This window comes from Arthrobacter sp. TJ-240, from assembly GCF_058269195.1.
Window position 1 is genome coordinate 481,324 of the sequence record NZ_JBZCNG010000003.1, and the last position, 25,721, is coordinate 507,044.

The 25,721-nt window shown below is 70.4% G+C and carries 26 protein-coding genes, 1 tRNA gene and 1 riboswitch; of the genes, 12 read left to right on the top strand and 15 right to left on the bottom strand.

Annotated features, from left to right (window positions below):
- Window positions 1-95 precede the first annotated feature (95 nt).
- Genes AC4D2C_RS10525 through AC4D2C_RS10535 form a run of 3 tightly spaced genes read right to left on the bottom strand, consistent with a single transcriptional unit; the run spans window position 96 to window position 2,985 of the window.
- Complete coding sequence (locus AC4D2C_RS10525) at window positions 96-893, bottom strand: energy-coupling factor transporter transmembrane component T family protein (protein WP_490914666.1); 798 nt, start codon at window positions 891-893, stop codon at window positions 96-98.
- Window positions 890-2,380 carry an ABC transporter ATP-binding protein gene (locus tag AC4D2C_RS10530; protein WP_490914667.1) on the bottom strand — a complete coding sequence of 497 codons (1,491 nt, stop codon included), beginning with the start codon at window positions 2,378-2,380 and terminating at the stop codon, window positions 890-892. Before AC4D2C_RS10530 ends, AC4D2C_RS10525 begins: the two co-directional genes overlap by 4 nt.
- Window positions 2,377-2,985 carry an ECF transporter S component gene (locus AC4D2C_RS10535; RefSeq protein WP_490914668.1) on the bottom strand — a complete coding sequence of 203 codons (609 nt, stop codon included), beginning with the start codon at window positions 2,983-2,985 and terminating at the stop codon, window positions 2,377-2,379. The genes AC4D2C_RS10530 and AC4D2C_RS10535 overlap by 4 nt, the downstream gene beginning before the upstream one ends.
- Before the next feature lie 61 nt (window positions 2,986-3,046).
- Window positions 3,047-3,171: riboswitch (TPP riboswitch) on the bottom strand.
- A gap of 142 nt (window positions 3,172-3,313) precedes the next feature.
- Here AC4D2C_RS10535 and AC4D2C_RS10540 point away from each other — a divergent pair.
- Entirely contained in the window at window positions 3,314-3,574 is a 261-nt protein-coding gene (locus AC4D2C_RS10540; protein WP_490906623.1) for a DUF4235 domain-containing protein, read from the top strand.
- 61 nt (window positions 3,575-3,635) lie between these two features.
- Here the strand turns inward: AC4D2C_RS10540 and AC4D2C_RS10545 are convergent, their stop codons facing one another.
- Entirely contained in the window at window positions 3,636-4,763 is a 1,128-nt protein-coding gene (locus AC4D2C_RS10545) for an FUSC family protein (RefSeq protein WP_490914669.1), read from the bottom strand.
- Window positions 4,764-4,953: 190 nt separating this feature from the next.
- Between AC4D2C_RS10545 and AC4D2C_RS10550 the strand changes: the two genes are divergently transcribed.
- Window positions 4,954-5,208: a hypothetical protein gene (locus AC4D2C_RS10550; RefSeq protein WP_490914670.1), complete on the top strand. Its 255-nt coding sequence runs from the start codon at window positions 4,954-4,956 to the stop codon at window positions 5,206-5,208.
- Here the strand turns inward: AC4D2C_RS10550 and AC4D2C_RS10555 are convergent.
- Window positions 5,205-6,689: an amino acid permease gene (locus tag AC4D2C_RS10555; protein ID WP_490914671.1), complete on the bottom strand. Its 1,485-nt coding sequence runs from the start codon at window positions 6,687-6,689 to the stop codon at window positions 5,205-5,207. The genes AC4D2C_RS10550 and AC4D2C_RS10555 overlap by 4 nt on opposite strands.
- 111 nt (window positions 6,690-6,800) lie before the next feature.
- Window positions 6,801-7,319, bottom strand: a complete 519-nt coding sequence (locus AC4D2C_RS10560) for a MerR family transcriptional regulator (RefSeq protein WP_490914672.1) — start codon at window positions 7,317-7,319, stop codon at window positions 6,801-6,803.
- A 187-nt stretch (window positions 7,320-7,506) separates the two neighbouring features.
- On the opposite strand from AC4D2C_RS10560, the gene AC4D2C_RS10565 reads away from it, so the two are divergent.
- The 5 genes from AC4D2C_RS10565 to AC4D2C_RS10585 all read left to right on the top strand — a co-directional run bounded on the left by AC4D2C_RS10565 (window position 7,507) and on the right by AC4D2C_RS10585 (window position 13,510).
- Window positions 7,507-9,030, top strand: a complete 1,524-nt coding sequence (locus AC4D2C_RS10565; protein ID WP_490914673.1) for a SulP family inorganic anion transporter — start codon at window positions 7,507-7,509, stop codon at window positions 9,028-9,030.
- A gap of 212 nt (window positions 9,031-9,242) precedes the next feature.
- On the top strand, window positions 9,243-9,890 hold the full coding sequence (locus tag AC4D2C_RS10570) for a 4a-hydroxytetrahydrobiopterin dehydratase (RefSeq protein WP_490906617.1): 648 nt from the start codon (window positions 9,243-9,245) through the stop codon (window positions 9,888-9,890).
- Between the two features lie 18 nt (window positions 9,891-9,908).
- Window positions 9,909-11,453, top strand: coding sequence for an FAD-dependent monooxygenase (locus AC4D2C_RS10575; protein WP_490914674.1), 1,545 nt, complete (start codon window positions 9,909-9,911; stop codon window positions 11,451-11,453).
- Window positions 11,450-11,791: a UBP-type zinc finger domain-containing protein gene (locus tag AC4D2C_RS10580; RefSeq protein WP_490914675.1), complete on the top strand. Its 342-nt coding sequence runs from the start codon at window positions 11,450-11,452 to the stop codon at window positions 11,789-11,791. The genes AC4D2C_RS10575 and AC4D2C_RS10580 overlap by 4 nt, the downstream gene beginning before the upstream one ends.
- Before the next feature lie 375 nt (window positions 11,792-12,166).
- Window positions 12,167-13,510, top strand: coding sequence for a GntP family permease (locus AC4D2C_RS10585; RefSeq protein ID WP_490914677.1), 1,344 nt, complete (start codon window positions 12,167-12,169; stop codon window positions 13,508-13,510).
- Between the two features lie 24 nt (window positions 13,511-13,534).
- Here AC4D2C_RS10585 and AC4D2C_RS10590 read toward each other — a convergent pair whose 3' ends face one another.
- The 7 genes from AC4D2C_RS10590 to AC4D2C_RS10620 all read right to left on the bottom strand — a co-directional run bounded on the left by AC4D2C_RS10590 (window position 13,535) and on the right by AC4D2C_RS10620 (window position 20,369).
- Window positions 13,535-13,915: a response regulator transcription factor gene (locus AC4D2C_RS10590; RefSeq protein ID WP_490914678.1), complete on the bottom strand. Its 381-nt coding sequence runs from the start codon at window positions 13,913-13,915 to the stop codon at window positions 13,535-13,537.
- Between the two features lie 154 nt (window positions 13,916-14,069).
- Window positions 14,070-14,474 (bottom strand): monovalent cation/H(+) antiporter subunit G, encoded by a 405-nt coding sequence (gene mnhG, locus AC4D2C_RS10595; RefSeq protein ID WP_490914679.1) that lies wholly within the window; start codon window positions 14,472-14,474, stop codon window positions 14,070-14,072.
- A 4-nt stretch (window positions 14,475-14,478) separates the two neighbouring features.
- Window positions 14,479-14,736: an MrpF/PhaF family protein gene (locus AC4D2C_RS10600; protein ID WP_490914682.1), complete on the bottom strand. Its 258-nt coding sequence runs from the start codon at window positions 14,734-14,736 to the stop codon at window positions 14,479-14,481.
- Window positions 14,733-15,281 (bottom strand): Na+/H+ antiporter subunit E, encoded by a 549-nt coding sequence (locus AC4D2C_RS10605; RefSeq protein WP_490906606.1) that lies wholly within the window; start codon window positions 15,279-15,281, stop codon window positions 14,733-14,735. Before AC4D2C_RS10605 ends, AC4D2C_RS10600 begins: the two co-directional genes overlap by 4 nt.
- A complete protein-coding gene (locus tag AC4D2C_RS10610; RefSeq protein ID WP_490914684.1) occupies window positions 15,278-16,888 on the bottom strand; it encodes a Na+/H+ antiporter subunit D in 1,611 nt (536 codons plus the stop codon). Before AC4D2C_RS10610 ends, AC4D2C_RS10605 begins: the two co-directional genes overlap by 4 nt.
- The gene (locus AC4D2C_RS10615) at window positions 16,885-17,376 is read right to left on the bottom strand and encodes a Na(+)/H(+) antiporter subunit C (protein WP_490914685.1); all 492 of its coding nucleotides are present in this window, start codon (window positions 17,374-17,376) and stop codon (window positions 16,885-16,887) included. Before AC4D2C_RS10615 ends, AC4D2C_RS10610 begins: the two co-directional genes overlap by 4 nt.
- Window positions 17,373-20,369, bottom strand: coding sequence for a Na+/H+ antiporter subunit A (locus AC4D2C_RS10620; protein WP_490914687.1), 2,997 nt, complete (start codon window positions 20,367-20,369; stop codon window positions 17,373-17,375). The genes AC4D2C_RS10615 and AC4D2C_RS10620 overlap by 4 nt, the downstream gene beginning before the upstream one ends.
- 144 nt (window positions 20,370-20,513) lie before the next feature.
- On the opposite strand from AC4D2C_RS10620, the gene AC4D2C_RS10625 reads away from it, so the two are divergent.
- Window positions 20,514-21,911, top strand: a complete 1,398-nt coding sequence (locus tag AC4D2C_RS10625) for an MFS transporter (protein WP_490914689.1) — start codon at window positions 20,514-20,516, stop codon at window positions 21,909-21,911.
- A gap of 4 nt (window positions 21,912-21,915) precedes the next feature.
- Here AC4D2C_RS10625 and dcd read toward each other — a convergent pair whose 3' ends face one another.
- Window positions 21,916-22,491, bottom strand: coding sequence for a dCTP deaminase (dcd, locus tag AC4D2C_RS10630; protein WP_104051780.1), 576 nt, complete (start codon window positions 22,489-22,491; stop codon window positions 21,916-21,918).
- 243 nt (window positions 22,492-22,734) lie between these two features.
- Window positions 22,735-23,589, bottom strand: a complete 855-nt coding sequence (locus AC4D2C_RS10635; protein ID WP_490914691.1) for a tryptophan 2,3-dioxygenase — start codon at window positions 23,587-23,589, stop codon at window positions 22,735-22,737.
- A gap of 79 nt (window positions 23,590-23,668) precedes the next feature.
- Between AC4D2C_RS10635 and AC4D2C_RS10640 the strand changes: the two genes are divergently transcribed.
- The 4 genes from AC4D2C_RS10640 to panD all read left to right on the top strand — a co-directional run bounded on the left by AC4D2C_RS10640 (window position 23,669) and on the right by panD (window position 25,693).
- Window positions 23,669-24,718 carry a M4 family metallopeptidase gene (locus AC4D2C_RS10640; RefSeq protein ID WP_490914693.1) on the top strand — a complete coding sequence of 350 codons (1,050 nt, stop codon included), beginning with the start codon at window positions 23,669-23,671 and terminating at the stop codon, window positions 24,716-24,718.
- Entirely contained in the window at window positions 24,715-25,077 is a 363-nt protein-coding gene (locus tag AC4D2C_RS10645; protein WP_490914695.1) for a protealysin inhibitor emfourin, read from the top strand. The genes AC4D2C_RS10640 and AC4D2C_RS10645 overlap by 4 nt, the downstream gene beginning before the upstream one ends.
- 25 nt (window positions 25,078-25,102) lie before the next feature.
- A tRNA-Gly gene (locus tag AC4D2C_RS10650) sits at window positions 25,103-25,173 on the top strand.
- Between the two features lie 91 nt (window positions 25,174-25,264).
- Window positions 25,265-25,693: an aspartate 1-decarboxylase gene (gene panD / locus AC4D2C_RS10655; RefSeq protein ID WP_490906595.1), complete on the top strand. Its 429-nt coding sequence runs from the start codon at window positions 25,265-25,267 to the stop codon at window positions 25,691-25,693.
- Window positions 25,694-25,721: the final 28 nt, after the last annotated feature.

The window sequence follows — 25,721 nt, forward strand, 5'->3', positions numbered from 1 at the left end:
CACGGGGGCCCGCTTCGGCGGGCCCCCGTTCGCGTCTGCCGCGGGTCCCGCCCGGGACGCCGGGCGCTCGGAGAGCCACGGCCCGGGCCGTCCGGTCAGGACAGCAGGAAGCTCCACGTCCCCGCAAGCACGGCCGCCGTCACCGCGCCCGCGGCGATGAGCAGCCCGACGACGGCGACGACGGCGTCGAGGCCCGAGAAGGTGCTCGTCCGGGCCCAGGTGCGGGTTCCGCCGCCGAAGCCGCGCGCCTCCATCGCCGTCGCGAGCCGGGTGGCCCGTCGGATGGCCTGCACGATCAGCCCGAAGGACTGCCCCAGCAGGTTCCGGGTGCGGGCGAGGACGGAGCCGTCCGAGCCGATGCCGCGGGCGTGCCGCGCGAGGCCGAGGGTTTCCCACTGCTCCACGAGGAGGCCCACGAGCCGCAGCGCCGCCAGCCCGCCGAGGACGAAGCGGTGCGGCAGGTGCAGCTTCTGCGCGAGGGCGTCGGCGAGGTCGGTGGGGTCGGTGGTGAGGAGGATGAAGATGCCCGGCAGCGCCAGCCCCAGCCCCCTCAGCCCGACGGCGATGCCCGCGGCCACGGATCCCTCGGTGAACAGGAACGGCCCGACGTCGAGCAGGACCGCCCCGGTCTTCTCGGCGAGCAGGGCGGTTCCGTAGGCGCCGACCCCGGCGGCGACGAGGAGCGGCCAGATGCGCCGGGCGAGGCCTCCGACGCTGATGCCCAGCAGCGGCATGAGGGCGAGCTCGCAGGCGAGGACCACCGCGGCGCTCACCCAGTCGATGCTGGACAGGAGCGCCAGTGTGATCACCGCGGCGGCGAAGAGCTTGGACACCGGGTTGGCCCGCAGGAGCGTCCTGCCCGTGAGGACCGGGGTCAGGTAGTCGCCGCTCATCGGGCCACCAGCCGTCCTGCCCCGCCGGAGATGTGGAGGGTCGCGCCACCGAGGGCGGCGATGAACTCGGCGTCGTGCGTCACCGAGAGGACGGCCACGCCGTCGTCGACGAGTTCGCGCAGCAGCGTCACGAGTTCGGCCCAGGTCAGGGCGTCCTGGCCGAAGGTCGGCTCGTCGAGGATGAGGACGCGCGGGGCCGTGGCCAGCATCGTCGCGACGGACAGGCGCCGCTTCTCCCCGCCGGAGAGCGTGAACGGGTTGGCCTTCAGCAGGTGGGTGAGGCGCAGCCGCTCGGCCACGGACCCGATGCGCGCCGGATCGACGACCCCGGCCTGCCGCGGGCCGAACGCGAGCTCGTCCGCGACGGTCGCGGTGAGGAACTGGTGCTCGGGTTCCTGGAAGACGGTCCCGATCCGCCGGACCAGCTCCGCCGACCGCCACCGGAACGGGTCGCTGCCGGCCGTTCCCGCCAGGGCCGGTGCGGCGGAGAGGTATCCTGCGCGCGGGCGCAGCAGGCCCCCCAGCGTCAGGGCCGCCGTCGACTTCCCGGCACCGTTGGGTCCGGTGATGCTCAGGCCCCCCCCGGACCGCACCTGCAGATCCAGGCCGTCGACGGCAACCGGGCCGCGGCGGGTCCGGGCGACGCCCAGACCCTCCGCCGACAGGAGGGTCCCGCCCCCGGGCCCGGAGGGCATCGTCCCGCCCACGGCCGGTGGCCGCCCGGGCACCCACACGCCGGCCGAGGCGAGGCGCGCCCGGGTGTCCTCCTGCACCAGGACGGTGGCGGGCGGGCCGTCGGCGAGGACGCCACCGTCGGCGTCGAGCACGATCACGCGGTCCACGACGTCCGCCCACACGGCCACGCGGTGCTCGACGACGACGAGCGTCGCACCCGTGCGCTCGAGGACGCGGACCACGGCGTCGCGCACCTCCAGGACGCCGTCGGGGTCGAGGTTCGCCGTGGGTTCGTCGAGCAGGAGCAGGCCGGGTTCCATCGCGAGGACCGAGGCGAGGGCGAGGCGCTGCTTCTGCCCGCCGGACAGCGCGGTGGTGGGGTGGTCGAGCGGGAGGTCGAGGCCGACGTCGTCGAGCGCCCGCCCCACACGCTGCCAGATCTCCTCCCGCGGCATGGCGAGGTTCTCGGCGGCGAAGGCCACCTCGTCGCCCACGCGGGCGAGGACCACCTGCGTCTCGGGATCCTGCAGCACGAGCCCGGCCCTCCCCCGCACCGTGGCGGGGTGGGCGCCGTCGAGCAGCAGCTCGCCCTCCTGCTCGCCCTCGTCGTGGCTGCCGAGCAATCCTGCCAGCCCGTGCAGCACGGTGGACTTGCCCGCGCCGGAAGCACCCAGGAGCAGGACACGCTCGCCGGGCTGGAGCTCGAGGTCGAGATGGCGCGCGGCGAAGGCCCTGCGGCCCGCGTGGCGCCAGCCCCATCCCCGGGCGCGGACATGCACCGCACCCGGGGACGGTCCGTCGGCTGCGGTCACACGTCCGCCGTCCGGCCGGCGGCGAAGGCGGACAGCGCGCCCGTCCTCGCGAGTCCCCGCATGGCCAGCCAGGACAGCAGGCCCGCGATGACGACGCCGGAGATCCCGGCGAACAGCACGTAGAGCAGCTGGAACTCGATGCTCCAGAGCGCGTTGTAGAGGATGTTCTCGCTGATCGCGAGCGCGAGGCCCGCTCCGAGGCCGGCGAGGAGCGCGACGGACAGGTTCCACTTCCGGTAGAGGAAGAGCAGGAAGACGAGCTCCGCCCCCGCGCCCTGGATGGCCCCGGAGAGCAGGACGCTGAGCCCGAACTGCGTGCCGATGAGGGCCGAGACCGCCGCCGCGAGGGTCTCGCAGTAGATGGCCGCGCCCGGCTTGCGGATGATGAGCCCACCGAGCACGCCGGCGATGAGCCAGCCGCCCGTGTACAGGCCACCGAGCGGCGGGAAGCCTGCGGCGAGGATGCTGATGCCGGAGTAGCCGGCGGACCAGACGAAGAACAGCACGCCGACGGCGACGGCGATGACCGAGGCCACCACGATGTCGACGACGCGCCATTGCCTGGTGGGTGTCGGGGTGCCCGGTAGGGCTGTTGATGATGCCATGGGATTCCTCCTGGGATGCAGGAGGGGAGGGTGGCGGGCCTTCGCCGAAGCGACGTCCGTGCACCCTGAGAACTCGACTCCCTTCGCCGGTACTAGCCGGATCAGGTTCGAGGGTCTGCGGCGGTCCGCACTCTCAGCGCCCGCTCCGGCAGCATGCTGCGGATCGGCGCTCCCCTGTCGTTGTTGGTTGAGCGCTACCGATCCTACACCGGCGCGTCGCGCCGCCATGCGCCGGTTCCGCCGGTCGTCCCGACCTGCCGCTCCCTGCGGAAGGGCGCGGAGCACGACTAGGCTAGGGCAAGGACTATTCGGACCAGAAGGAGAAACCATGACCCTGGTGTTCAAGTTGCTCGGCGTCGGCATGAGCGTCGGTGCGGGCTTCGTCGGGACGAAGCTCGTCGACTTCCTATGGGAGAAGATCACGGGGGAGGCACCCCCGAAGAGCAAGGACGGGCTCGAGAACACGTTGCGCTCCGCCCTGATGTTCGCCATCATCTCGGGTGCCGTGAGCACCACGATCCAGGTGCTCACCAACCGCTCCACGCAGAAGGCCATCGACCGGTTCTCGAAGACCCGCGACCTGACCTGATCCGCCGCGTGAAGGGGAGGAGGGAAACCCGCTCCGGGCATCCCTCCTCCCCTTGGTCGTCCTACTCCGCGCCCTCGATGTGCAGCCCGGGTGTCACCGCCTGCACGATGCGGTACAGGCTCATGGCGATCGCGGCGGCCGCACCGAAGGGCACGTCCCGGGTGGACGACTCGTAGGCCGCCGAGGCGAGAGCCTGCAGGCTCTCCTCCGCCGCGCGGAGGGTTGCGGCGTCGTCCTCCTCGACCGTCCAGAGGTCGAGGACATCGCCCACGGCGGTGAAGGCCCGTTGGAGGGACGGCCGGACCGCCGCCGGGATGGGGTGCTCCCGGGACGTCCCATGGAGCCCGTCCTGCAGCATATTGGTGATGTTCAGCGTGTGGGCCGCGACGACCTCGAGGACCTCGACGTGCCGGTAGTCGCGCCGGACGTCGTGAGGGTGGAAGCGCCGCCGCACGTTGCCCTTGCGGCTCTCGTCCGCGTACTGCAGGGCGTCCCGCGCGTTCCGGGCGGACGCCGTGAGGTCGTCCCGCCGTTCCGACCAGCGCGGGTCGTCCGCGTCCCAGCCCTCCTCCAGGGCCTCGCCCATCTCCTGCAGCTGCCGGGCGGCCGTCCTGCGGAGCCGGCTCATCTGGCCCACGGCGTCGTCCAGGTGGAGCGGCGGCAGGATCAGCGCGCTCACCGCGAGCCCGACGCCCACCCCCACCACCGTCTGGACGAAGTAGCCCAGCGAATAGCCGAGGTTGTCGTTGCCGATGATGAGGACGAACAGTCCGGCGGACGCGATCCCCGAGCCGCCGCCCGCCGTCCTCCTCAGGGCTCCCGCGAGCAGCACGCCCACCCCGACGACGAAGGCGATCGTCCCCCAGCTCGGCTCTCCGGCCCAGACCGCGATGTGGGCCAGGACGATCCCGATGGTGAGGCCGATGACCGTCTGCAGACCCGACTTCAGCGTTCCCGCGACCGTCGGATAGATCGCGAGCAGCGCACCGAGCGGCGCGTAGTAGGGGTACCGGGAGGCCTCCCCGGGGATGGCGAGCGCGATGGTCCAGGCGAGGGCGGCGGCGAGGGCTGCCTTCGCCGCGAGCAGGAGCTGGGGGCTGAGCACCGCGGACCGAAGGCGGTCCTTCAGGTCGTCGTCGAGGCGGGCGGCGAGGACGCCACGGCCGCCGGTGATCCTGTTCTTGGCCATCGGAGCAGTATCGCAGCCGCTCCTGACCGGACCCAACATGCCGGGGTCGCCATCATGGGTCGCCATCATGGGTCGCCGTCACGGGGATGACCGTCACGGGGATGACCGGCGGCAGGCCCTTTCCCCCTCAGGGATGACGCGCCGGAGAGCGTACATCCCTACGCTTGACGGGTCGAGGGAAGGAGCAGGCGTGCGATTCGTGCAGAGCAGAGCCCTCTGGTTCGTGGCCACCATGCTGGTGGTGACGCCGATCCTCGTCGCCGCCCATACCGAGACCGGCCGGGGGCTGCAGGCAGCCGTCCTCCTCAGCCTCGTGACGGCTGCCGCGATCGGGGGCCTCAACGCGGCCCTCCTCGGCCGCCGCGAGCGCGGGCCGGCGCACGGCCGGGACGCACGAAGGACCGCCCCGAGCGGGACGGCCCTTCACCGCGATCACCGGGACTAGGGGCGGGCCGTGCGCACGGCCCGTTCGCTGCGCACCAGGGCCCTGTGCTCCTCGATGCGGGCCTGCTGCAGGGGCGTCTTGCGGTTCAGGAACCACGCGGCGCCGAGCAGGATGAACCACAGCGGGGCCACGAACAGCGCCAGGCGGGTCTCCTCCGCCTGGGCGAGGGCGACCAGCATGAACAGGAAGAACGCGAGGACCACGTACGGCATGAACGAGGAACCTGGCATCCTGAACGACGACGCCTCGTGCAGTTCGGGCCGGCGACGGCGGAATGCAAGGTAGCTGAGGAGGATCATGGACCACACGAACATCGTCAGCACCGATGCGACCGACGTGACGATCGTGAAGGCGCCGATCACGGAGTCGCCCGAGTAGAGCAGGATCAGCCCGGCGAGCAGGAAGATGCAGGAGAACAGCAGGGCGTTCTGCGGCACCTTGCGAGAGCTGAGCCTGCCGAAGGACTTCGGTGCGTTGCCGTCCTGCGCCAGTCCGTAGACCATGCGCGACGTCGAGTAGATGCCCGAGTTGGCACTGGAGGCGGCCGAGGTCAGCACCACGAGATTCACGACGACGGCGGCGATCCCGAGGCCCGCGAGGGTGAACATCCCGATGAACGGGCTGTTGGCGGCGTCGATGGTGCGCCACGGGTTGACGGCCATGATGACGGTGAGGGCGCCCACGTAGAAGAGCAGGATGCGGACGGGGATGGAGTTCACGGCGCGGGGCAGCGTCTTCTCGGGGTCCTTCGTCTCCGCGGCCGCGGTACCGACGAGTTCGATGCCGGCGAACGCGAAGATCGCGATCTGGAAGCCGAGGATGAAGCCGAAGAGGCCGTGCGGGAACATGCCGCCGTCGTTCCAGATGTTGGCGAGGTCCGCCACCTGGCCGCCCGGTGACTGGAAGCGCGTGGCGATCATGACGATGCCGGTGACGATCAGCGCGAGGATGGCGACCACCTTGATGATGGCGAACCAGAACTCGGCCTCGCCGAACGCCTTCACGGTCGGGAGGTTGAGGAGCACCAGCACCACGGGGGTGGCGAGAGCCGGGATCCACAGCGGGGTCCCGGGCGCGAGGATGTCCACGTAGCCCGAGATGGCCACGATGTCCGCGACGCCGGTGACCACCCAGAAGAACCAGTAGGACCAGCCCGTGAAGAACCCGGCCCAGGGGCCGAGCAGGTCGCCGGCGAAGTCGCTGAAGGACTTGTACTCGAGGTTGGAGAGCAGGAGCTCTCCCATGGCGCGCATGACGAAGAACAGCATGAAGCCGATGATCATGTACACGAAGATCACCGAGGGGCCGGCGAGCGAGATGGTCTTGCCGGAGCCCATGAAGAGGCCGGTGCCGATGGCCCCGCCGATGGCGAGCAGCTGGATGTGGCGGTTGCTCAGGGACCGGCTGAGGTGCGGGGGCTGGTGCTGGTCACCGACGGCACGGGCCGCCGAGACCTGCACCGGGGAAGCGGATTCAGGCATGGGGGATGGATTCCTTCCGCGGTCGCAGGACCTGTGGTCGAACTGCGAGCGCGTGGTTGGAGCGATGAGGACAGACCTAAAACCCTGAACGGTGGGCGGGCGTGAGTCAAATCACGCGCCTCGACGCCTTCGTCCCGGCAAGCCCGGGCGGTCCTCTTCGAGGGCGGGCGCCTGGTACCTGCCCAGCACCTCGATGAACTCGTCGGCCCGGGCGAGTGTCTCGACCATCTTCGCCCGGCGCTCCTCCGCGCTGCCCCGGAACACTGCCAGGCGTGATCGCAGGTCCCGGACCGACTCCTCATCGTCCACCTCGTGCAGGGCATCCAGGATCACGAGAAGGTCCTTCATCTCCTCCAGCGTGAAGCCCAGGGGCTTCATCCGGCGGATGACCATCAGCCGCTCGAGGTCGTTCTCGGTGTAGACGCGGAAGCCGCCGTCGGTGCGGGCCGTCGCAGGCAGGATGCCGACGTCGTCGTAGTGCCGGATCGTCCGTAGTGAGAGACCCGTGCGTTCGGCGAGTTCACCGATATGCATCGTCCGGGTGCGGGCGCCCTCCACCGCGCTCCCGGTGGCCGGGCCGGAAGCCACGGACGCCGGCCGCCCCTGCACCTCCACTTGCGCGTCGCTCATCGCTGCTCCACCTCTCCCTGATCCTGTCCGCCCACAACTCAACCGTAACGTCAGGGTAGAGTGGTCATCGTACTGTGGATGACCACCGGTTCCTGCACGACGACGCAGGGCCGGTTGCCCACGTCCAGCGGTGGCCTCTTCCCGCCCGCGCCTGTCCCTGCACCCGTGACGCACGAAGGACCCCTCCATGTCAGCAGCCGCGCCTACCGCGACACACGAACTCACGCCCGTCGAACGCCAGTCCGTCACCCGGACCCTGCGGAATCCGCGCCTGCTGAAGACGGAGGTCCTCGCGGGGCTCGTCGTCGCCCTCGCCCTGATCCCGGAGGCGATCGCGTTCTCGATCATCGCCGGCGTCGACCCGCGCCTGGGCCTGTTCGCCTCCTTCACCATGGCCGTGTCCATCGCGTTCCTCGGCGGCCGCCCGGCGATGATCTCCGCCGCGACCGGAGCCGTTGCCCTGGTCATCGCGCCGCTGGTGGCGAGCCATGGCGTGGACTACTTCATCGCCGCCGTCATCCTCGGCGGGATCTTCCAGGTGATCCTCGGCGTGACCGGCGTCGCACGGCTGATGAGGTTCATCCCCCGCTCGGTCATGGTGGGCTTCGTCAACGCCCTGGCCATCCTGATCTTCCTGTCCCAGGTGCCCGAACTGTTGGGCGTCCCGTGGCTGGTGTACCCGATGGTCGCCGTCGGGCTGCTCATCGTCTTCGGCTTCCCGCGTCTGACGACGGTGGTTCCCGCGCCGCTCGTCGCGATCGTCGTCCTCACCGTGTTCGCGGTCCTCGCCGACGTGCTGGTACCGACCGTCGGCGACAAGGGCGACCTGCCCGAGAGCCTGCCGTCCCTGTTCTTCCCGAACGTGCCGCTGAACCTCGAGACCTTCCAGATCATCGCTCCGTTCGCGCTGGCACTGGCCGCCGTCGGACTCCTCGAGTCCCTGATGACGGCGAAGCTCGTCGACGACATCACCGACACCCGCTCGAACAAGACCCGCGAGTCCTGGGGCCAGGGTGCGGCGAACATCATCACCGGCTTCTTCGGCGGCATGGGCGGCTGCGCGATGATCGGCCAGACCATGATCAACGTCAAGGCCTCCGGCGCCCGGACCCGCATCTCCACCTTCCTCGCCGGGGTCCTCCTGCTCGTCCTCGTCGTCGCCCTCGGCGACATCGTCGCCCTCATCCCGATGGCGGCCCTCGTCGCCGTGATGATCTTCGTGTCCATCGCGACCTTCGACTGGCACAGCATCCGCCCCTCGACCCTGAAGCGGATGCCCAGGAGCGAGACCACCGTCATGCTCGCCACCGTGATCGTGACCGTCTGGACGCACAACCTGGCGATCGGCGTCGGCGTCGGCGTGCTGGTGGCGATGGTGGCCTTCGCCCGGCGGGTCGCGCACTTCGTCACCGTCGAGCGCACGGAGGACACCGTGGACGGCGACCGCCACGCCACCTACACCGTGAACGGCGAACTCTTCTTCGCGTCCTCGAACGACCTCTACACCCAGTTCGAGTACGCCACGGATCCTCACCGCGTCACCATCGACCTGCAGCGATCCCACCTGTGGGACGCCTCGACCATCGCGACCCTCGATTCCATCCAGGAGAAGTACCGGACCCACGGCACCGAGGTGAGCATCGTGGGCCTGAACGAGGCCTCCACGCTGATGCGCGAACGCCTCGGCGGTAAGCTCGGCGCCGGCCACTGATGCCCCTCCCGCGCCGTGTCCACTCCTCGGGCATCCCCATGGACACCTACCCCCGCGCTGTCGGACGCTGTGCGGCCGGGAAGGCGGGGGCCCGGGGAGGAATCAGCGGGTCTCGCTGAGGACGCCGGCGAGGGCGTCGACTCCGATCCGCGTCGGCGCGACGGCCACCGAAGGCCCTTCTCCAGCCCCTGCGTCCGCGCCATACTTGCCGCATGACGATCCTCAGCACCCAGGACATCCTCGACGCCGGGCTCGACGACTGGCGGAAACTGACGCAGGCACTGCACGCCCGGTTCCGGACCGGTGACTTCGCCACGGGACTCGCGCTCGTGACCGCCATCGGCGAGCTCGCGGAGGAGGCGGGCCACCACCCCGACGTGACGCTCACCTACCCGCACGTCGACGTGAAGCTCCTGAGCCACGACGCGTCCGGCGTCACGCGGCGCGACGTCGAGCTGGCCCGCCGCATCAGCGGAGCCGCCGCGGAGCGGGGCATCAGCGCCGATCCCGATGCGCCCACCGTCGTCGAACTCGCTCTCGACACCGCCGACGCGGCCGGCATCGGCCCCTTCTGGGCGGCCCTGCTGACCGGCGACGCCGGTGCTGTCGACGGGGACGACGTCGTCGACCCGACCGGCCGCGTGCCGCTGCTGTGGTTCCAGCACACCTACGCGCACGAGACGCCGCGACAGCGCTTCCACCTCGATGTATGGGTGCCCCACGATGCGGCGGAGGCGCGTATCGCCGCGGCCGTCGCGGCCGGCGGCACCGTGGTCGACGACGACGCCGCACCCTCCTTCACGGTGCTGGCGGACCCCGAGGGCAACCGGGCCTGCGTCTGCACCATCCTCGAACGCTGAACGGACCCGGGAGGCGGCATGACGGACGAGAGCGCGGCACCGGAGGACGTCGAGGTCCTCGTCGTGGGAGCGGGCCCCACGGGCCTGATGCTGGCGAACTGGCTGGTGAAGCTGGAGCGGCGCGTCGTCCTGATCGACGCCAAGGACGGACCGACGGTGGAGTCCCGGGCGCTCGGCGTGCACTCGCGGTCCATGGAGATCTACGACCAGCTCGGCGTCGTCGACCGCGTGCTGGCCGAGGCCGTGCACGCCGAATCCGTCCGCCAGGGGTACGGGCGCCGCGCCTTCACGCCCATCCCGCTGTCGGGGCTCGGGCGGGGGCTCACCCCCTACCCTGGCATCTACATGCTGGAGCAGAGCGCCAACGAGCGGATCCTGGGCGACCACCTGCAGGTACTGCGAGGGTCCGTCCGATGGCGGCACCGGCTGAGCGCGCTCACCCGGACGGACGACGGCGTCCTCGCCGTCGTCGGCGGCCCGGACGGGCGGACGACGCTCAGCGCACGCTTCGCGGTCGGTTGCGACGGTGCCTCCTCCACCGTCCGCACCTTGAGCGGGACGGCCTTCGAGGGGACCACGAGCCGGCAGAGCTTCTACCTCGTGGACGCGGTGGGTGTCAGCGGACTCACGCCCGCGTCCGTCAACATCCGCCAGGGCGCCACGGAGTTCCTGCTCGCGTTCCCCATGCGTCCCGCCGAGGACGGCCGGAACGGGCAGCGCCTGATCGGCGTGGCGGGCGACGAGACCCCCGCGATCACCGAGGACGCCGCACGTCGGCGCCTGGCCGAGGTCTTCGGCGTCACGTACGAGGACTACCGCTGGTTCTCCACCTACCGCGTGCACCACCGCATCGCCGCGCACTTCCGCACGGGTTCCGTGTTCCTCGCCGGAGACGCCGCCCATGTCCATTCGCCGGTCGGTGCGCAGGGCATGAACACCGGCCTCCAGGACGCCCACAACCTCGCATTCAAGCTCGACGACGTCCTCGCCGGGCGCGCCCCCGAGTCGCTCCTCGATCGCTACGAAGCCGAGCGACGGCCCGTGGCCGTGCGCCTCCTGAAGACCACGGACACGGTGTTCCGAGGGCTCACGTCCGGCTCCAGGGCGGCGATCCTGATCCGCCGTTACGTGCCGCGGGTGGTGCTGCCCGTCGCCATGGCCGTGCTGCCGCGCCTGCCGGTCGGCCGCCGCCTGGCGGGGTACCTCGGCCAGCTCCGCATCCACTACCGGATGGACGGCGCGGGCGATGGGCGACGCCGGGACGCCGTCGTCGGACGCCGCCTGCCGTGGACCGGCGACAACTTCGAGGTACTCCGGGCGGCCGTTCCGCAACTGCACCTGTACGCCGCGGATGCCGGTACCGCGCGGGAGGCCGCGCTCGTGGCCGGTGAGCTCGGACTCCCCCTCCACACCTTCGCGACGACCGGCTCGACGCCGCTCCGGCCCGGCCTGCTGTACCTCGTGCGGCCCGACGGGTTCGTGGCAGGTTCAGCCTCTCCCGCGGACGCCATGACCGCGTTCCGGGCGGCGCCGGAATTCTCCCCCCAGGAAGGACGACCATGACCGAAGCCATCGACACCAGCATTCCGCCCTCCGGCACCGGCTGCAGGGACTGCGACGATTCGGGCGGCTGGTGGGTGCACCTGCGCCGCTGCGCCGCGTGCGGCCAGGTGGGGTGCTGCGACAGTTCACCGGCCCGGCATGCCTCCGCGCACGCCGCGGCGGCAGGGCATCCGGTGGCCATGTCCTTCGAGCCGGGTGAGGACTGGTTCTGGGACTACGGCACGCAGCAGTTCGTCGACGGACCCGACCTGGCGGAGCCCACCAGCCGCCCGGAGGACCAGCCCGTACCCGGCCCGGCGGGGCGCGTGCCGGCCGGCTGGCGTCGCCTCATCCACTGATCCGACGCCGCGGCTCCCCCTGCTGTCCGCATCGACGATGTCGTGCCGTCCGCGTCTTCCGCGCCCTGCCCTGGGTGTCGGAACGAGCCTGCAGGTCCGGTCACGGGATGGCCCCTGCCGGCGCCTTGACACTGCCGGACCGCCGGTATTAGCTGGGCCCACACGGATCGAGTCGACCCGGACGGAAGGTGTCTCAGCGAGTTCTCGTGGAGACCGGCGGGCACCTTCGCGGGGACCTGCAGCGTTCGCACGGCTTCCGCTGCCGCGCCCGTCGTCGGCGGCCGGATGGTCGCCCACGAGCGCTGCCGCAGTGGGAGTCGACGAGGTGATGGTGCCGGACAGTCCCGCCATTGCCCGGACGGGCAGGAGCAGGTCATGGTCGTGCTGCACACGGTGATAGCCATCGTCGTCATCATCCTGCTCATCATCAGGCTCAAGGTGGACCCGGTGATCTCGTTGATGATCGGCTCGCTCTACCTCGGTCTCGCGACCGGCGTGGGCTTCACGGCGACCATCACGGCGATCGCCACCGGGTTCGGCGAGATCATGGGCGAGGTGGGCCTGCTCATCGGGTTCGGGGTGCTCATCGGAGCGATGCTCCATGCGATCGGCGCCTTCCAGAAGATGGTGACCAAACTCGTGAACGGCGTCGGTGCACGACGGCTCCCGTACGCGCTGACGGCCGCCATGTCCACGATCTTCCCCTCGATCTACGTCGACGTGCAGGTAGTGCTCGCCTCTCCCGTGGCACGCTCGAGCGGGCCCTTCATCGGCCGCACGGGTCTGCCGCACATGGCCGGTGCGCTCGGAACCGGGATCTTCGCCGGCTACGTCTTCGTGATCCCGGGACTGGCAGCGGTGTCCATCGCGGGTCTCCTGGACATCCCCCTGGGCGTCTGGCTGATCTATGGTCTGGTGCTCGGGCCGCTGACCGCCATCCTGACGACGCTGATCTTCCGAATCCTCCTGCGCGGCCGCTACTGGAAGGCGGCGAAGGATGAAGAGGTCGATGAGGCGATGGTCGAACTGGAGACCACCGAGCTGGTCGAGGCGGACAGGTCCACCCCTCCGTTGCTCGTGTGCCTGCTGCCCATCCTCGTGCCGCTGGTCATGATCGCCTTCGGCGCCTTCGCGGACCTGTTCGGATTCTCCAACGACTTCATCGCGTTCCTCGGGGACGCCAATCTCGCGCTCTTCGTCGGCCTGCTCGGTGCCTATGTACTGTGCCGGCGCACGCTGGGCTCGAAGGGCACGGACACGGCCATGAGCGAGGGATTCCATACCACCGGCGAGATCCTGCTCATCACCGGCATCGGCGGTTCCCTCGGCGCCGTCATCGGGGAGACCGGCCTCGACACGATCCTGGCCGACCTCTTCACGGCCGACGCGAACGCGCCGGTCATCCTCAGCATCCTGCTCGCCTGGGTCATCGCCGCGGTACTGCACCTGGCCATCGGGTCGGTGTCGGTGGCGGCCATCACGGCCGCCGGGATCATCGGTCCGGTGGTCGGGTCGATCGATGTCCCGCCGATCGTCATCGGCCTCGCCATCGCCTCGGGCGCCATGTTCGCGCTCCAGGTCAACAGCAACTTCTTCTGGATGTTCAAGTCGCTGCTCGGACTGTCCACCCAGGGGACGTTCAAGACGCTGACGATGGTCACCTCGATCGCCTCCGTGGTCTCGCTGCCGCTGGTCATGGCGGTGGCGCTCTTCGCCTAGGGCTTGATCATCGAGGCCTACCTGCTACGCGGCGCCCTGAAGGGGCAGGACGCCGTCGAGGTAGGCGCGCAGGGCGCGCGGGCTGAAGGGCTTGGCCATGAAGTGGTCCGCGCCGGCGGCGAGGCACTGCTCCTCCGTGAGCTGGGGAGGCCGCGCGGAGATGGTGAGGATGTGCGCGTCCGAGCGTGCCCGGAGCCGCGGGCACAGGTCCAGGCCGTCCATGTCCGGCAGGTTGAGATCCAGCGTGATGAGCTGCGGGCGGGCCGTCTCGACGAGACGCTGTCCCCCGGCGCCCGTGCCGGCCTCGTGCACCGTGAAGTTCCGCCCCGACAGCACGATCACGAGCAGTCGGCGGATGTCGGCGTCGTCCTCGATGACCACCGCGCTACGCTGCAGCAGCTGCATTGCCGAACCCCACTCCAGTACCGTGCCTCGACCTGCCACCCTACCGTCGGACCCCGGGAGGCACCGGGGCTACGGCGCTCCCGGGGTGGCGGCTTGACCGGCCGGCGACGGCACCGGTCCAGGTTGCCGAGGCCGTAGGAGCCCAGGTCCCTCGTCATCCTCTCCGGCTGTCGCCCTCCCGGCCCGTGCCGCCGGTCCGGTCGGGATGCGGCGGCCGGGACTCCACAGCCCGGGCGACGACGTCGTCGAGCTCGTCGAGGGTGAGCAGGTCGCGACGCACATGGCGCGTGCGGTAGCCCGCGCGGCCCACCATGTGCGCCGAGACGGGACTGGTGAGCAGCTGGAACACCCAGCACAGCACGAGGACGGGCACCAGGATCCAGCTCTCGTTCTCCACGGCGAGCGCGAGCAGGAACAGCAGGAGCCCGAGGACCTGCGGCTTGGTGGCGGCGTGCATCCGGGAGAGCAGGTCGGGGAAGCTGACGAGGCCGATCCCCGCGGCGAGGGACATGAGGGCCCCGCCGATCAGGAGCGCCGAGACGACGACGTCGTTGACCATGGCGCTACTTCCTGTCCGTGACGAAGCGGGCCACTGTGACCGAACCGATGAAACCGACGAGCGAGATCGTCACGAGGAGGACCAGGTTGTCGAGGTGCCGGTTGACCACCATGTTGAGCACGAGCGCCGCCCCGATGATGGCCAGGACGACGTCGAGTGCCAGCACGCGGTCGAGGATCGATGGCCCGCGCACCGCCCGGTACAGCGCCAGGGCAGCCGCCACAGTCAGTATTCCTCCGACGACATACGTGACGACGGTCATGGGCGTGCCCCCTCGGCGCGGAGCGCCGCGAGGTCCCGCGCGCTGCCCATGACGCGGATGAGCCAGGCCTCCGTGGCCCGGACGTTGCGGCGGATGGCCTCGGCGTCTTCGGCGCTCCGCACATTGAGGCAGTGGAGGTACAGCGTGGAGGTGGAGCGGTCCACCTCGAGCACCAGTGATCCCGGGATGAGGGAGATGGCGTGGCCGGTGGCGGTGACGAGGAAGTCGGAGTGGCTGCGCAGGGCCACGGCCACGACGGCGTTCCGGAGCCTCGGCCCCCGGGTCACCGCGAGCCAGAAGACCTCAACGCTCGCGGTCACCAACTGGAGGAGGAACCGTCCGATGAACGGCACCAGCCAGAGCACGTTGAAGCGGCCCGTCAGCTCCACGGGCGGCAGGTAGAAGAAGTTGACGACGACGTAGGCGATGACGGCTCCGAACAGAAGGGTGCCCGGGCTGAAGTCCTGCCAGAGGGCGCCCCACACGAGCACGAGCCAGATGACGAGCGGGAGCTCGGTGATGAGGGGGATGTGCCGGCGGGTCATCCGTCGGCTCCCGGCCCGAGTACGGCCTCGATGTAGGGGGTGCGGTCGAGCATCTCCTGCGCCGCGTCGTCACTGAGGGCGAAGAGCGGGCCGGCGAGGACCGTGAGGGCGAGGCCGAGTGCCACGAGGCCGATGGTGGGGCCCGTCATGGTGCCGGGCAACAGGGTGACGGGATCCTTGCCGGCGAACTTCCCGGTGTCGTCGCCGGTCACGTGGCGCGACGTCCCCACACGGGAGCCGTCCGCCTTGCTGGCGAGCAGGATGGGGTCGGGGTCCTCGGCGTCGGCCGGGCTACGCCAGAACGCGCGGTTCCAGACGCGTGCCATGACCAGGAGCGTGAGCAGGCTCGTGAGCACGCCTCCGGCCACCAGCACGTAGGCGAGCGGCGTCCCGAGCTCCACGCCGGCCTGGATGAGCCCGAGCTTGCCGAGGAACCCGGAAAAGGGCGGGATGCCCGCGAGGTTCATGGCCGGCAGGAAGAACAGGAGGCCGAGGAGCGGCGACAGCTTCGCGAGGCCGCCCAGCCGGTCCACGTTCGCCGTGCCACCCCGGCGCTCGATCAGCCCTGTCACGAGGAACAGGCTCGTCTGCACGGTGATGTGGTGCGCCACGTAGTAGACCGCAGCTCCGAGCCCGATCCGCGAGGAGATGGCCAGCCCGAACACCATGTACCCGATATGGCTGACGAGGGTGAAGGACAGCAGCCGCTTGATGTCGGACTGGGCGAGGGCGCCGAGGATCCCCACGACCATCGTCAGCAGCGCGACCACCATGAGGAGCGAGTTGATGCGGTCGCCGGGGAACAGCAGCGTCTCCACCCGCACCATCGCATACACGCCCACCTTGGTGAGCAGGCCGGCGAACACCGCGGTGACGGGTGCCGGGGCCGTGGGGTAGGAGTCCGGGAGCCAGAAGGAGAGCGGGAAGACGGCGGCCTTGATGCCGAAGGCCACGAGCAGCATGAGATGGAGCACCATCTGCGTCGCCGGGTCCACGGACTCCAGTTTCACGGCGAGGTCGGCCATGGTGACCGTCCCGGTGGCGCCGTAGATCATGGCGATCGCGATGAGGAACAGCATCGAGGACACCACGCTCACGACGACGTACGTCACGCCCGCGCGGATGCGCGGCGCCGTGCCCCCCAGGGTCATGAGCACGTAGCTGGCGGTGAGGAGGATCTCGAAGCCTACGTAGAGGTTGAACAGGTCGCCGGTGAGGAAGGCGTTGGACACGCCCGCCACGAGGATCAGGTACGTGGGGTGGAAGATCGACACCGGGCCGTCCTCGTCGCCGTCGGCCATGCCCTGGCCCGCGGCGTAGATGAGCACCGCGAGGCTCACGGCGGACGAGACCACGAGCATGAGGGCCGAGAACTGGTCCACCACGAGCACGATCCCGAACGGCGGTTCCCAGCCGCCGAGCCGTACCGCGTGCGTCCCGGCGGACGGCGCGGCGAGGAGCATGACGACCTCGATGAGCAGGGTGACGCTGAGCGTCGTGATGCTGACGGCACGCTGCGCCCGCGAGTGGCGGATGAGCAGGAACGTCACGGCGGCGCCGAGGAACGGCAGGACGACGGCGAGCGGGGCGAGGTCGGCGGCGATCATCGGGCATCCCCCGGCCCGTCCGGGCGGGTCCCGCTGGGCACGGGCGTCCCGGCCGGGCCGGGAGTGGATCCGTCGTCGGAGAATTCGGTGGTGTCGGCGGCGATGTCGGCGTCGTCCTCGTAGTCGTAGCTGGGCTGGTCCGCGACGCGGCGGTCCTCGGGGTCGTCCTGGACCTCGTCCCGGCGACCGAGCACCCAGGACCGGTAGATGATGCCCAGCATGAACGCCGTGACGGCGAACGTGATGACGATCGCCGTGAGGATCAGCGCCTGCGGCAGGCTGTCGGTGTAGTCCTCGGCGGGGGTTCCGGAGACGTAGAGCGGGGACTTGCCCCCTCCCCCGCTCATGGCGAGCAGGAGGATGTTCGCGCCGTTGCCGAGGAGGATCAGCCCGAGCAGCACCCGGGTGAGGCTGCGCTCGAGCAGGAGGTAGATGCCGGCGGCGAAGAAGACGGCCATCAGCACGATCAGGGTGGTGTCGACGGTCATGGCCGGATCCCCTCCGTGGCGGGCGGGACGAGGGCGTCCGCCCCCGCGTCCTCCTCGACGGGATCGTCCGCCTCGCTGCGCTCGTCGATCTCGGAGCCGAGACTCCGGAGGACGTCGAGGACCAGCCCGACGACGATGATGTACACGCCGATGTCGAAGACGGTCGACGTCACGAACTTCACGTCCCCGACCACGGGCAGCCAGAATTCCAGGATGTAGCTCTCGAGGATCGCACCGCCGACGAGGAGCGGCGCCGCAGCGGTCAGGGACACGATCGCGAGCCCGGCGCCGAGCAGGGCGCCGGCGCTCACGGGGCTCGCCTCGGCGAGTTCGAACCGGCCTCCCGCGAGGTAGCGGACGGCCAGGGCGATGCCGGCGGTGAGCCCTCCGGCGAATCCGCCACCGGGCAGGTTGTGCCCGGCGACGAGCAGGTAGAGGGACAGCATGATGATGGTGTGGAAGAGCAGCCGCGTGACGACCTCGAAGACGATCGACCGGCGCTCGGGGGCGAGGGTCCGCCCGGCGACGAGCCAGGGATCGCGCGGGACATTCGCGAAGCGGGCCGCGAGCGCGAGTGCGGCGCCCGATCGGCCGCGGGCGCCGAGGAGCTCCTGTCCTCTGTCCACCGACCCGTCCTCGACGCCGTCGGCCCGGCGCCGGTGGTCGCTGCGGCCCCGGATGAAGATGAGGCTGGCGACCCCGGTCGCGGCGAGGACCAGCACGGTGATCTCACCGAAGGTGTCCCACGCACGGATGTCGACGAGCAGCACATTGACGGCGTTCGCGCCGCCGCCCTCTTCGTAGGCCAGTTGCGGGTAGGCGAGCGAGATCGGGGCGGCGTTCCGGGAGGCCATCGCGGACATGGCGATGACGGCCATGATGCCGCCGAACGCTATGCCCAGCCCTGCGCGCAGCAGGCGGTGCCGGCTCTCGGCGCGGTTCCACAGCCTTGCGGGCAGCGACCGCAGGGCGAGCACGAAGGCCACGAGCACGATCGTCTCGACGAGCATCTGCGTGAGCGCGAGGTCGGGTGCCCCGTGCAGGGCGAACACCGCCGCCATGCCGTACCCGGTGATCCCAACCATGAGCACCGCCATGAAGCGCTTGTTCGAGCGCAGCGCCGCGACGATCCCCACGATGATGGCGGCCGCCACCACGACCTGCGCCGGGGACTGCGCGATCCGGAAGGCGGTGGGCAGCGGGGCGTCGAAGATGATGAGGGCGGTCAGCGGCGTGACGACGGCGGTGGTGAGGATGACGAAGAGGTAGAAGGCCAGGGATCCGCGCTGCGTCCGTCCCGTGATCCAGACCGCGACGTCGTCGAGCACACCGATCACCGACCGGTAGACCACTTCCGCCTCGCGCATCGACGGCAGGCGCGCCTGGAACCGCTCGAGGGGCCTGCGGAGGAGGTAGAGCGCCGCGCCGGCCGCCAGCGTGAGCCCCGAGAGCAGCAGCGGGAGCCCGAAGCCGTGCCAGAGGGCCAGGTGCGGGGCCGGGCCGTCCGGCGCGAAGAGGGTGGCGTACGGCTGGACGACGCGATCGAGCGGTGCCGGCCAGAGGCCGAACACCACCGAGGCGACGGCGAGCAGGGCGGGTGCCAGCACGAAGGAGACACGGACGCGCTTGAAGGTGGTCCGCGCCCGGCCGTGCTTGAGCGCGAAGGCGCCCCACACGAACCGGGCGCTGTAGGCGACGGTGAGGATCGATCCGAGCACCATGCCGCCGAGCAGAAGAGTCCCGGCGATCCCGCCCTCCGCCCGGTGCACGAGCGCCTCGAACACGGATTCCTTGGCCACGAACCCGAGCAGCGGCGGGACGCCGGCCATGGAGCCCGCGGCCACGAGGGCGACGGCGAAGAGCACGGGCGCGGTGGCTCCCACGCCGGACAGGACGCGGAGGTCGCGGGTGCCGGACTGGTGGTCGATGATGCCGACCACCAGGAAGAGCGTCGCCTTGAAGAAACCGTGGGCGAGGAGCAGGCCCAGGCCGGCGACCGCGCCGTCCTGCCCGCCGAGCCCCACCACCATTATGAGGAAACCGAGCTGGCTCACCGTCCCGTACGCGAGCACGAGCTTGAGGTCGAACTGCCGCAGCGCCCGCCACCCGCCGAGCAGCATCGTCGTCATGCCGAGCACGAAGATCAGGGGGTACCAGAACGCCGTCTCGCTGAAGCCGGGGGCGAACCGGGCCACGAGGAAGACGCCTGCCTTCACCATCGCCGCTGCGTGGAGGTACGCGCTGACCGGGGTCGGCGCCGCCATGGCCGCGGGCAGCCAGAAGTGGAACGGCACCAGCGCCGACTTCGTGACGGCTCCGACGAGCACCAGGGCGATCGCGACGTCCACGAGCGTCCCGCGCGCCACGAGGCCCTCGGCCTCCGCAAGGATCGCCGAGATGCGGTAGGTCCCCGCCTCCTGCCCCAGCAGCACCAGTCCCACGAGCATCGCGAGCCCACCGAAGGTCGTGATGATGAGGGCCTGCAGGGCGGACCGGCGGGCGGACAGCCGGTGCCGCGAGTAGCCGATGAGCAGGTACGAGAGGATCGTCGTCAGTTCCCAGAAGATGAACATCAGGATCAGGTCGTCCGCGATCACGAGGCCGAACATCGCGGCCGCGAAGGCGAGGAGCTGCGCCCCGAAGGCGCCGACGTCGGGGTCGTCGTTCTTGAAGTACCGCGCGCAGTAGAAGAGCACGAAGGCACCGACACCGAGGATCAGGAGGCACAGCACCGCAGCCAGCGCGTCGAGCCGGAAGGCGAGCTCGAGCTGCAGGCTGGGGATCCAGGGGATCACGAGCGAGGGCGGGGCACCGGGCGCACCGGTCGGAGCGGCCTGGTCGGCCGCGAGGACGCCGGGCAGCTCGACGAGGAGCCATACGAAGGCCGCCGCCGGCGCCGCGGCGAGGACGAAGAAGGCGGATCTGCCGAACCGGGCGAAGAGAACGGGCGCTCCGAGTGCCAGCGCGAACAACGCGATCAGCACGGTGAGCATGGGAGTCTCGATCTTCCGCTGGGGGACGGTCGGGCTCCCACCAGTCTATCGAAGGAATGGCTTCCGCTTTTCACCGATTGCGATCGGCGCCCGCCCCGACGCGGCCGGAGCGGCCGGGCGTGACGCGCGTCATGCGGCGTTAGCATGTGCCCTATGAGTACGCATCAGCAGGTCCCTCCGCCCGCGGAGGCCCCTGCACCCCTGCCGGTCGTGGGTTCCGGCCGCATCTTCAGCAGGCCCGTCCTCGCCTGGGCGTCCTGGGACTGGGGCTCGGCCGCGTTCAACGCCGTCATGACCACGTTCGTCTTCACGGTCTACCTCACGTCGGAGCCGTTCGGCGGGGAGGAACGGGCCTCGCAGGTGCTCGGCTGGGGCCTCGCCGTGGCCGGCCTGCTGATCGCGCTCCTCGCGCCCGTCACCGGGCAACGCTCCGACAGCGGCGGCCGGCGGAAGCTCTGGCTCGGTGTCAACAGCCTCGTGGTCGCCGTCCTCACTGCGCTGTGCTTCTTCGTGTTCCCGAGCCCTCAGATGCTGATCCTCGGTGTCGCACTGATCGCCGCAGCGAACATCTTCTTCGAGTTCGCCGGGGTCAACTACAACGCGATGCTGACCCAGATCTCCACGCCGTCCACCATCGGGCGCGTCAGCGGATTCGGCTGGGCCATGGGCTACGTGGGCGGGATCGTGGCCCTGGTGGTGGTCCTCGTGGTGTTCATCCAGCCGGTGGTCGACTGGCCCGGCGCCTCGAGCGAGAACGGTCTGAACATCCGCCTGGTCGCCGTCTTCTCGGCGCTGTGGTTCGCGGCGTTCGCGATCCCGGTGATGTTCACGGTGCCGGAGGTCCCGCGCCGCGCCCGGGCCGCGCAGCTGGGCTTCCTCGCGTCCTACGGACTGCTGGTGCGCCGTGTGAGGACCATCTACCGGGAGAGCCCGCACACCATCTACTTCCTGCTCGCCAGTGCCATCTTCCGCGACGGACTCGCCGCCGTCTTCACCTTCGGCGGGATCCTCGCCGCGGGCGCCTTCGGCTTCTCCGCGAGCATGGTGATCGTCTTCGCCATCGCCGCCAACGTCATCGCCGCCGCGGGCGCCGTCATGGGCGGCTTCCTCGACGACCGCGTGGGACCCAAGCGCGTCATCATCGGCTCCCTCGTCGGGCTCCTGGTCGCCGGGACGGCGATCCTCCTGCTGGGCACCGAGACGCATTCCTTCTTCGGCATGGAATGGACCTCGGACACCACGTTCTGGGTCTTCGGCCTGCTGCTGACCCTCTTCGTCGGCCCCGCCCAGGCGTCCTCACGCGCCTACCTCGCGCGCCTCGCCCCGGTGGGCGACGAGGGCGAGCTGTTCGGCCTGTACGCGACGACGGGCCGCGCGGTGAGCTTCCTCGCCCCGACCCTGTTCGCGCTGTGCATCGGGATCTTCGGTTCGCAGCTCTACGGTGTGATCGGCATCCTCGTGGTCCTGCTCGCCGGGCTCCTCGTGCTGCTCCCGGTCAGGCCTCCCGGGCGGGTGACGCGCGCCGTCGTGCCGGAGGCCTGATCCCCTAGATCCGGGTGCGGTGGAAGTTCAGGTGGCTGCGCGACGCCGTCGGGCCCCGCTGGCCCTGGTACCGGTTGCCGTACTCGCCGGAGCCGTAGGGGTGCTCGGCCGGGGAGGTGAGCTTGAAGAAGCACAGCTGCCCGATCTTCGAGCCCGGCCACAGCTTGATCGGCAGGGTGGCCATGTTGGACAGCTCGAGGGTCACGTGGCCCGAGAACCCGGGGTCGATGAACCCGGCCGTGGAGTGCGTGAGGAGCCCTAGACGGCCCAGCGAGGACTTTCCCTCGAGGCGCGCGGCGATGTCGTCCGGCAGCGTGACGGTCTCGTAGGTGGAGCCCAGCACGAACTCGCCGGGGTGCAGGATGAACGGCTCGTCGGGGGCCACCTCCACCAGCCGCGTGAGTTCCGGCTGGTCCTCGGCGGGGTCGATGTGCGCGTACTTGTGGTTGTCGAACAACCGGAAGTAGCGGTCGATACGCACGTCGACGCTCGAGGGCTGCACCATCGCGGGATCATGCGGGTCGAGGACGATCCGCCCGGCGTCGAGTTCTGCCCGGATGTCGCGGTCTGAGATCAGCACCGTTCAAAGCTACCAGCCCGGCAGCGCGCTGCCCGCGTCCTCGTCAGCACCCGTGTCAGCACCCGTGTCAGCACCCGTGTCAGCACCCGTGTCGGCACCCTCGCCGGCGAGCTGGTCAGTTCCCGATCTCGGTGCGCACGGCGAACAGCTCGGGGAAGAACGTGAGCTCGAGCGCGCGCTNTGTCAGCACCCGTGTCAGCACCCGTGTCAGCACCCGTGTCGGCACCCTCGCCGGCGAGCTGGTCAGTTCCCGATCTCGGTGCGCACGGCGAACAGCTCGGGGAAGAACGTGAGCTCGAGCGCGCGCTGGAGGAACCCGACGCCGGACGAGCCGCCCGTGCCCGTCTTGAACCCGATGGTCCGCGCGACGGTCTTGAGGTGACGGAACCGCCAGAGCTGGAAGTTGTCCTCGAGGTCCACGAGCTCCTCGCACGCCTCGTAGATGTCCCAGTGCCCGGCGGCGTCCTCGTACACCTGCTTGTAGACGGCGACGAGCGCGGGCGCGAACTCGTGGGCCACGCTCTTGTCGCGGCCGAGCAGGTCCGCCGGGATCGCGTAGCCCCGCCGCGCCAGCAGCGCGATGAACTCGTCGTACACGCTGCTCTGCGCCAGGAGCTCGGTCAGCAGGGCCTGGGCCGCCGGGTCGGAGCCGAACACCGGGATCATCGCGGCGTTCTTGTTGCCGAGCAGGAACTCCACGGCCCTGTACTGGTAGGACTGGAAACCGCTCGAGGAGCCGAGGTCCCCACGGAACTCGGCGTATTCGGACGGGGTGAGGGTCGCCAGCACGGACCACTGCTCCGTCAGCGAGCGCTGGATGTGCTTGATCCGGGCGATGCCCTTCATCGCCGCCCGCAGGTCGTCGGCGCGCAGGTGGAGGCGGACGGCGCGCAGCTCGTGCAGCACGAGCTTCAGCCACAGCTCCGAGGTCTGGTGCTGGATGATGAACAGCATCTCGTCGTGGTGCTCCGGGGAGCTCACCGGATGCTGGGCGTCCAGCAGGCGGTCCAGGTCGAGGTACGAGCCGTAGCTCATCGTGTCGGAGAAGTCCCGCTTGATGCCCTGCTCCAGGTTGCGGGTGTTCCGCTCCACGCTCATGCGGCAAGCCTACGCGGCGCCCATTCCGGCCGGATGTCGGCCCGCCCGTCTACGGTGGGACCAATCCGAGGAGGTCTCCATGCAGCCGATCCGCTGCAGCATCATCCCGCCCCACCTGCTCACCCGCCTCGCGGCCCTGCAGGACGCGCGGTTGTCCGTCGCGTCCGAGGCGGCCCGCCACGCACTGCTGGAAATCGAGCCCTTACTGCAGCACCGTGCGGAGGCGCTCCAGGCCCCGGTGCGGCAGGGGTCCGCCGTCATGGGGACGCTGGCCCGCCGGATCTCCGACGCCGGCGGCCGCGAGGAGCTCCCCGGAACCCTCGTGCGCCGGGAGGGGGCGCCACCCACCGGCGATGCCGCCGCGGACGAGGCCTACGACGGGCTCGGCGCCACCTACCGGCTCTTCAGCGAGGAGTACGGGAGGTCGTCGGTGGACGGCGCCGGCAGACCCCTCGAGGCGACGGTGCACTACGGGGCCAACTACGACAACGCGTTCTGGGACGGCGAGCGCATGGTCTTCGGCGACGGCGACGGAGAGGTCTTCGGACGCTTCACGGCCTCCCTCACCGTGATCAGCCACGAGCTCACGCACGGCTTCACGCAGTACTCGACCAACCTCGAGTACCAGGGCCAGTCGGGCGCCCTCAACGAGTCGCTGTCGGACGTCTTCGGCGTCCTCGTGGAGCAGCGCGAACTCGGCCAGGACGCCGCCACAGCGTCCTGGCTCGTGGGCGCGGGCATCTTCACGGCGGCGGTGGAGGGCACGGCGCTGCGTTCCCTGGCCGCTCCGGGCACGGCCTACGACGACGACGTCCTCGGCAGGGACCCGCAGCCCGCCACCATGGCCGACTACGTCGTGACGACCTCGGACAACGGCGGCGTCCACATCAACTCCGGCATCCCCAACCACGCCTTCTACCTCGCGGCCACGTCGATCGGCGGCCGGGCCTGGGAGAGTGCGGGCCGCATCTGGTACGACGCCGTCCTCAGCGGCAGCATCCCCCCGGACTGCGACTTCCCCACATTCGCGCGCGCCACCCAGGAGTCCGCGGAGAAGCGGTTCGGGCCCGGCAGCCCTGAGGCCGGCGCGGTCGCCGAGGCCTGGACGCAGGTCGGCGTGCTGCCGTGAGGATCGAGATCACCCGGTCGGGCGGCTTCGGCGGACACACCCGGACGTGGAGCATCGAGGTCAGCCGGACGGAGGCCGAACAGCGCTGGCTCCCGCTGGCGGAGGCCGAGCAGACGGAATCTCCGGGCGGGAGTCCGGCCGGAATCCAAGCCGGAACCCAGGCCGGGAGTTCCGCCGAGACCGCCGCTCCGCGGGGAGGTAGCCGGCAGCGGGACCGCTTCAGCTACCGGATCGCGATCGGCTACACGGAGGTGAATCTCTCGGAGAGCCACCTCGGCGATCAGTGGCGGGAGCTGATCGACCGGGCGAGGGCCGGGGCGGTGACGCCCGATCCCGGGAAGCCGGAAGAACTGTTGTAAGGTGATGGAGCGGTTCAAGCACCGTGCGGGCGTAGCTCAATGGTAGAGCGCTAGCTTCCCAAGCTCGATACGCGGGTTCGATTCCCGTCGCCCGCTCCTGTTCCCTCCGGCGAGACCCACCCGGTGTGCCCAAGGACACCTCACCCCGCCCGCCTCCGGGCCCGGTAGCGGCAGTATCCTTGAGGCGATGAATCGCACAATGTTCGCGTCGAAGATCCACCGCGCCACGGTCACCCATGCCGACCTGCACTACGTCGGGTCGGTCACCGTGGACCTCGACCTGCTCGACGCCGCGGACATCCTGCCCGGGGAGCTCGTCTCGATCGTCGACATCACCAACGGGGCCCGGCTCGAGACCTACACCATCGCCGGAGAGCGTGGATCCGGCGTCATCGGCATCAACGGGGCGGCCGCACACCTCGTGCACCGCGGCGACCTCGTCATCCTCATCACCTACGCGCAGATGACCACCGAGGAAGCCCGCGCATTCGTCCCCACCGTGGTGCACGTCGACGCCGACAACCGGATCGTGGAGCTCGGCTCCGATCCCGCGGAGGCCGTGACCGCCGGCGTCGAACGCCCCCCGTTCGCTCTGGACCATTCCGCCGTCTCCTGACGTCCCGCCGGGACGCGTCCGCGCGTTG

What these genes read in the sequence shown, in the direction of transcription:
- AC4D2C_RS10605 (WP_490906606.1), bottom strand. Translation starts at nt 15,281, where the DNA reads ATGACCCGCCGGCACATCCCCCTCATCACCGAGCTCCCGCTCGTCATC.
- AC4D2C_RS10560 (WP_490914672.1), bottom strand. Translation starts at nt 7,319, where the DNA reads ATGAGCGACGCGCAAGTGGAGGTGCAGGGGCGGCCGGCGTCCGTGGCT.
- AC4D2C_RS10625 (WP_490914689.1), top strand. Translation starts at nt 20,514, where the DNA reads ATGTGCCCTATGAGTACGCATCAGCAGGTCCCTCCGCCCGCGGAGGCC.
- AC4D2C_RS10565 (WP_490914673.1), top strand. Translation starts at nt 7,507, where the DNA reads ATGTCAGCAGCCGCGCCTACCGCGACACACGAACTCACGCCCGTCGAA.
- AC4D2C_RS10540 (WP_490906623.1), top strand. Translation starts at nt 3,314, where the DNA reads ATGACCCTGGTGTTCAAGTTGCTCGGCGTCGGCATGAGCGTCGGTGCG.
- AC4D2C_RS10620 (WP_490914687.1), bottom strand. Translation starts at nt 20,369, where the DNA reads ATGCTCACCGTGCTGATCGCGTTGTTCGCGCTGGCACTCGGAGCGCCC.
- AC4D2C_RS10525 (WP_490914666.1), bottom strand. Translation starts at nt 893, where the DNA reads ATGAGCGGCGACTACCTGACCCCGGTCCTCACGGGCAGGACGCTCCTG.
- AC4D2C_RS10610 (WP_490914684.1), bottom strand. Translation starts at nt 16,888, where the DNA reads ATGATCGCCGCCGACCTCGCCCCGCTCGCCGTCGTCCTGCCGTTCCTC.
- panD (WP_490906595.1), top strand. Translation starts at nt 25,265, where the DNA reads ATGAATCGCACAATGTTCGCGTCGAAGATCCACCGCGCCACGGTCACC.
- mnhG (WP_490914679.1), bottom strand. Translation starts at nt 14,474, where the DNA reads ATGGTCAACGACGTCGTCGTCTCGGCGCTCCTGATCGGCGGGGCCCTC.
- AC4D2C_RS10575 (WP_490914674.1), top strand. Translation starts at nt 9,909, where the DNA reads ATGACGGACGAGAGCGCGGCACCGGAGGACGTCGAGGTCCTCGTCGTG.
- AC4D2C_RS10600 (WP_490914682.1), bottom strand. Translation starts at nt 14,736, where the DNA reads ATGACCGTCGTCACGTATGTCGTCGGAGGAATACTGACTGTGGCGGCT.
- AC4D2C_RS10585 (WP_490914677.1), top strand. Translation starts at nt 12,167, where the DNA reads ATGGTCGTGCTGCACACGGTGATAGCCATCGTCGTCATCATCCTGCTC.
- AC4D2C_RS10570 (WP_490906617.1), top strand. Translation starts at nt 9,243, where the DNA reads ATGACGATCCTCAGCACCCAGGACATCCTCGACGCCGGGCTCGACGAC.
- AC4D2C_RS10635 (WP_490914691.1), bottom strand. Translation starts at nt 23,589, where the DNA reads ATGAGCGTGGAGCGGAACACCCGCAACCTGGAGCAGGGCATCAAGCGG.
- AC4D2C_RS10535 (WP_490914668.1), bottom strand. Translation starts at nt 2,985, where the DNA reads ATGGCATCATCAACAGCCCTACCGGGCACCCCGACACCCACCAGGCAA.
- AC4D2C_RS10590 (WP_490914678.1), bottom strand. Translation starts at nt 13,915, where the DNA reads ATGCAGCTGCTGCAGCGTAGCGCGGTGGTCATCGAGGACGACGCCGAC.
- AC4D2C_RS10545 (WP_490914669.1), bottom strand. Translation starts at nt 4,763, where the DNA reads ATGGCCAAGAACAGGATCACCGGCGGCCGTGGCGTCCTCGCCGCCCGC.
- AC4D2C_RS10615 (WP_490914685.1), bottom strand. Translation starts at nt 17,376, where the DNA reads ATGACCGTCGACACCACCCTGATCGTGCTGATGGCCGTCTTCTTCGCC.
- AC4D2C_RS10580 (WP_490914675.1), top strand. Translation starts at nt 11,450, where the DNA reads ATGACCGAAGCCATCGACACCAGCATTCCGCCCTCCGGCACCGGCTGC.
- AC4D2C_RS10640 (WP_490914693.1), top strand. Translation starts at nt 23,669, where the DNA reads ATGCAGCCGATCCGCTGCAGCATCATCCCGCCCCACCTGCTCACCCGC.
- AC4D2C_RS10555 (WP_490914671.1), bottom strand. Translation starts at nt 6,689, where the DNA reads ATGCCTGAATCCGCTTCCCCGGTGCAGGTCTCGGCGGCCCGTGCCGTC.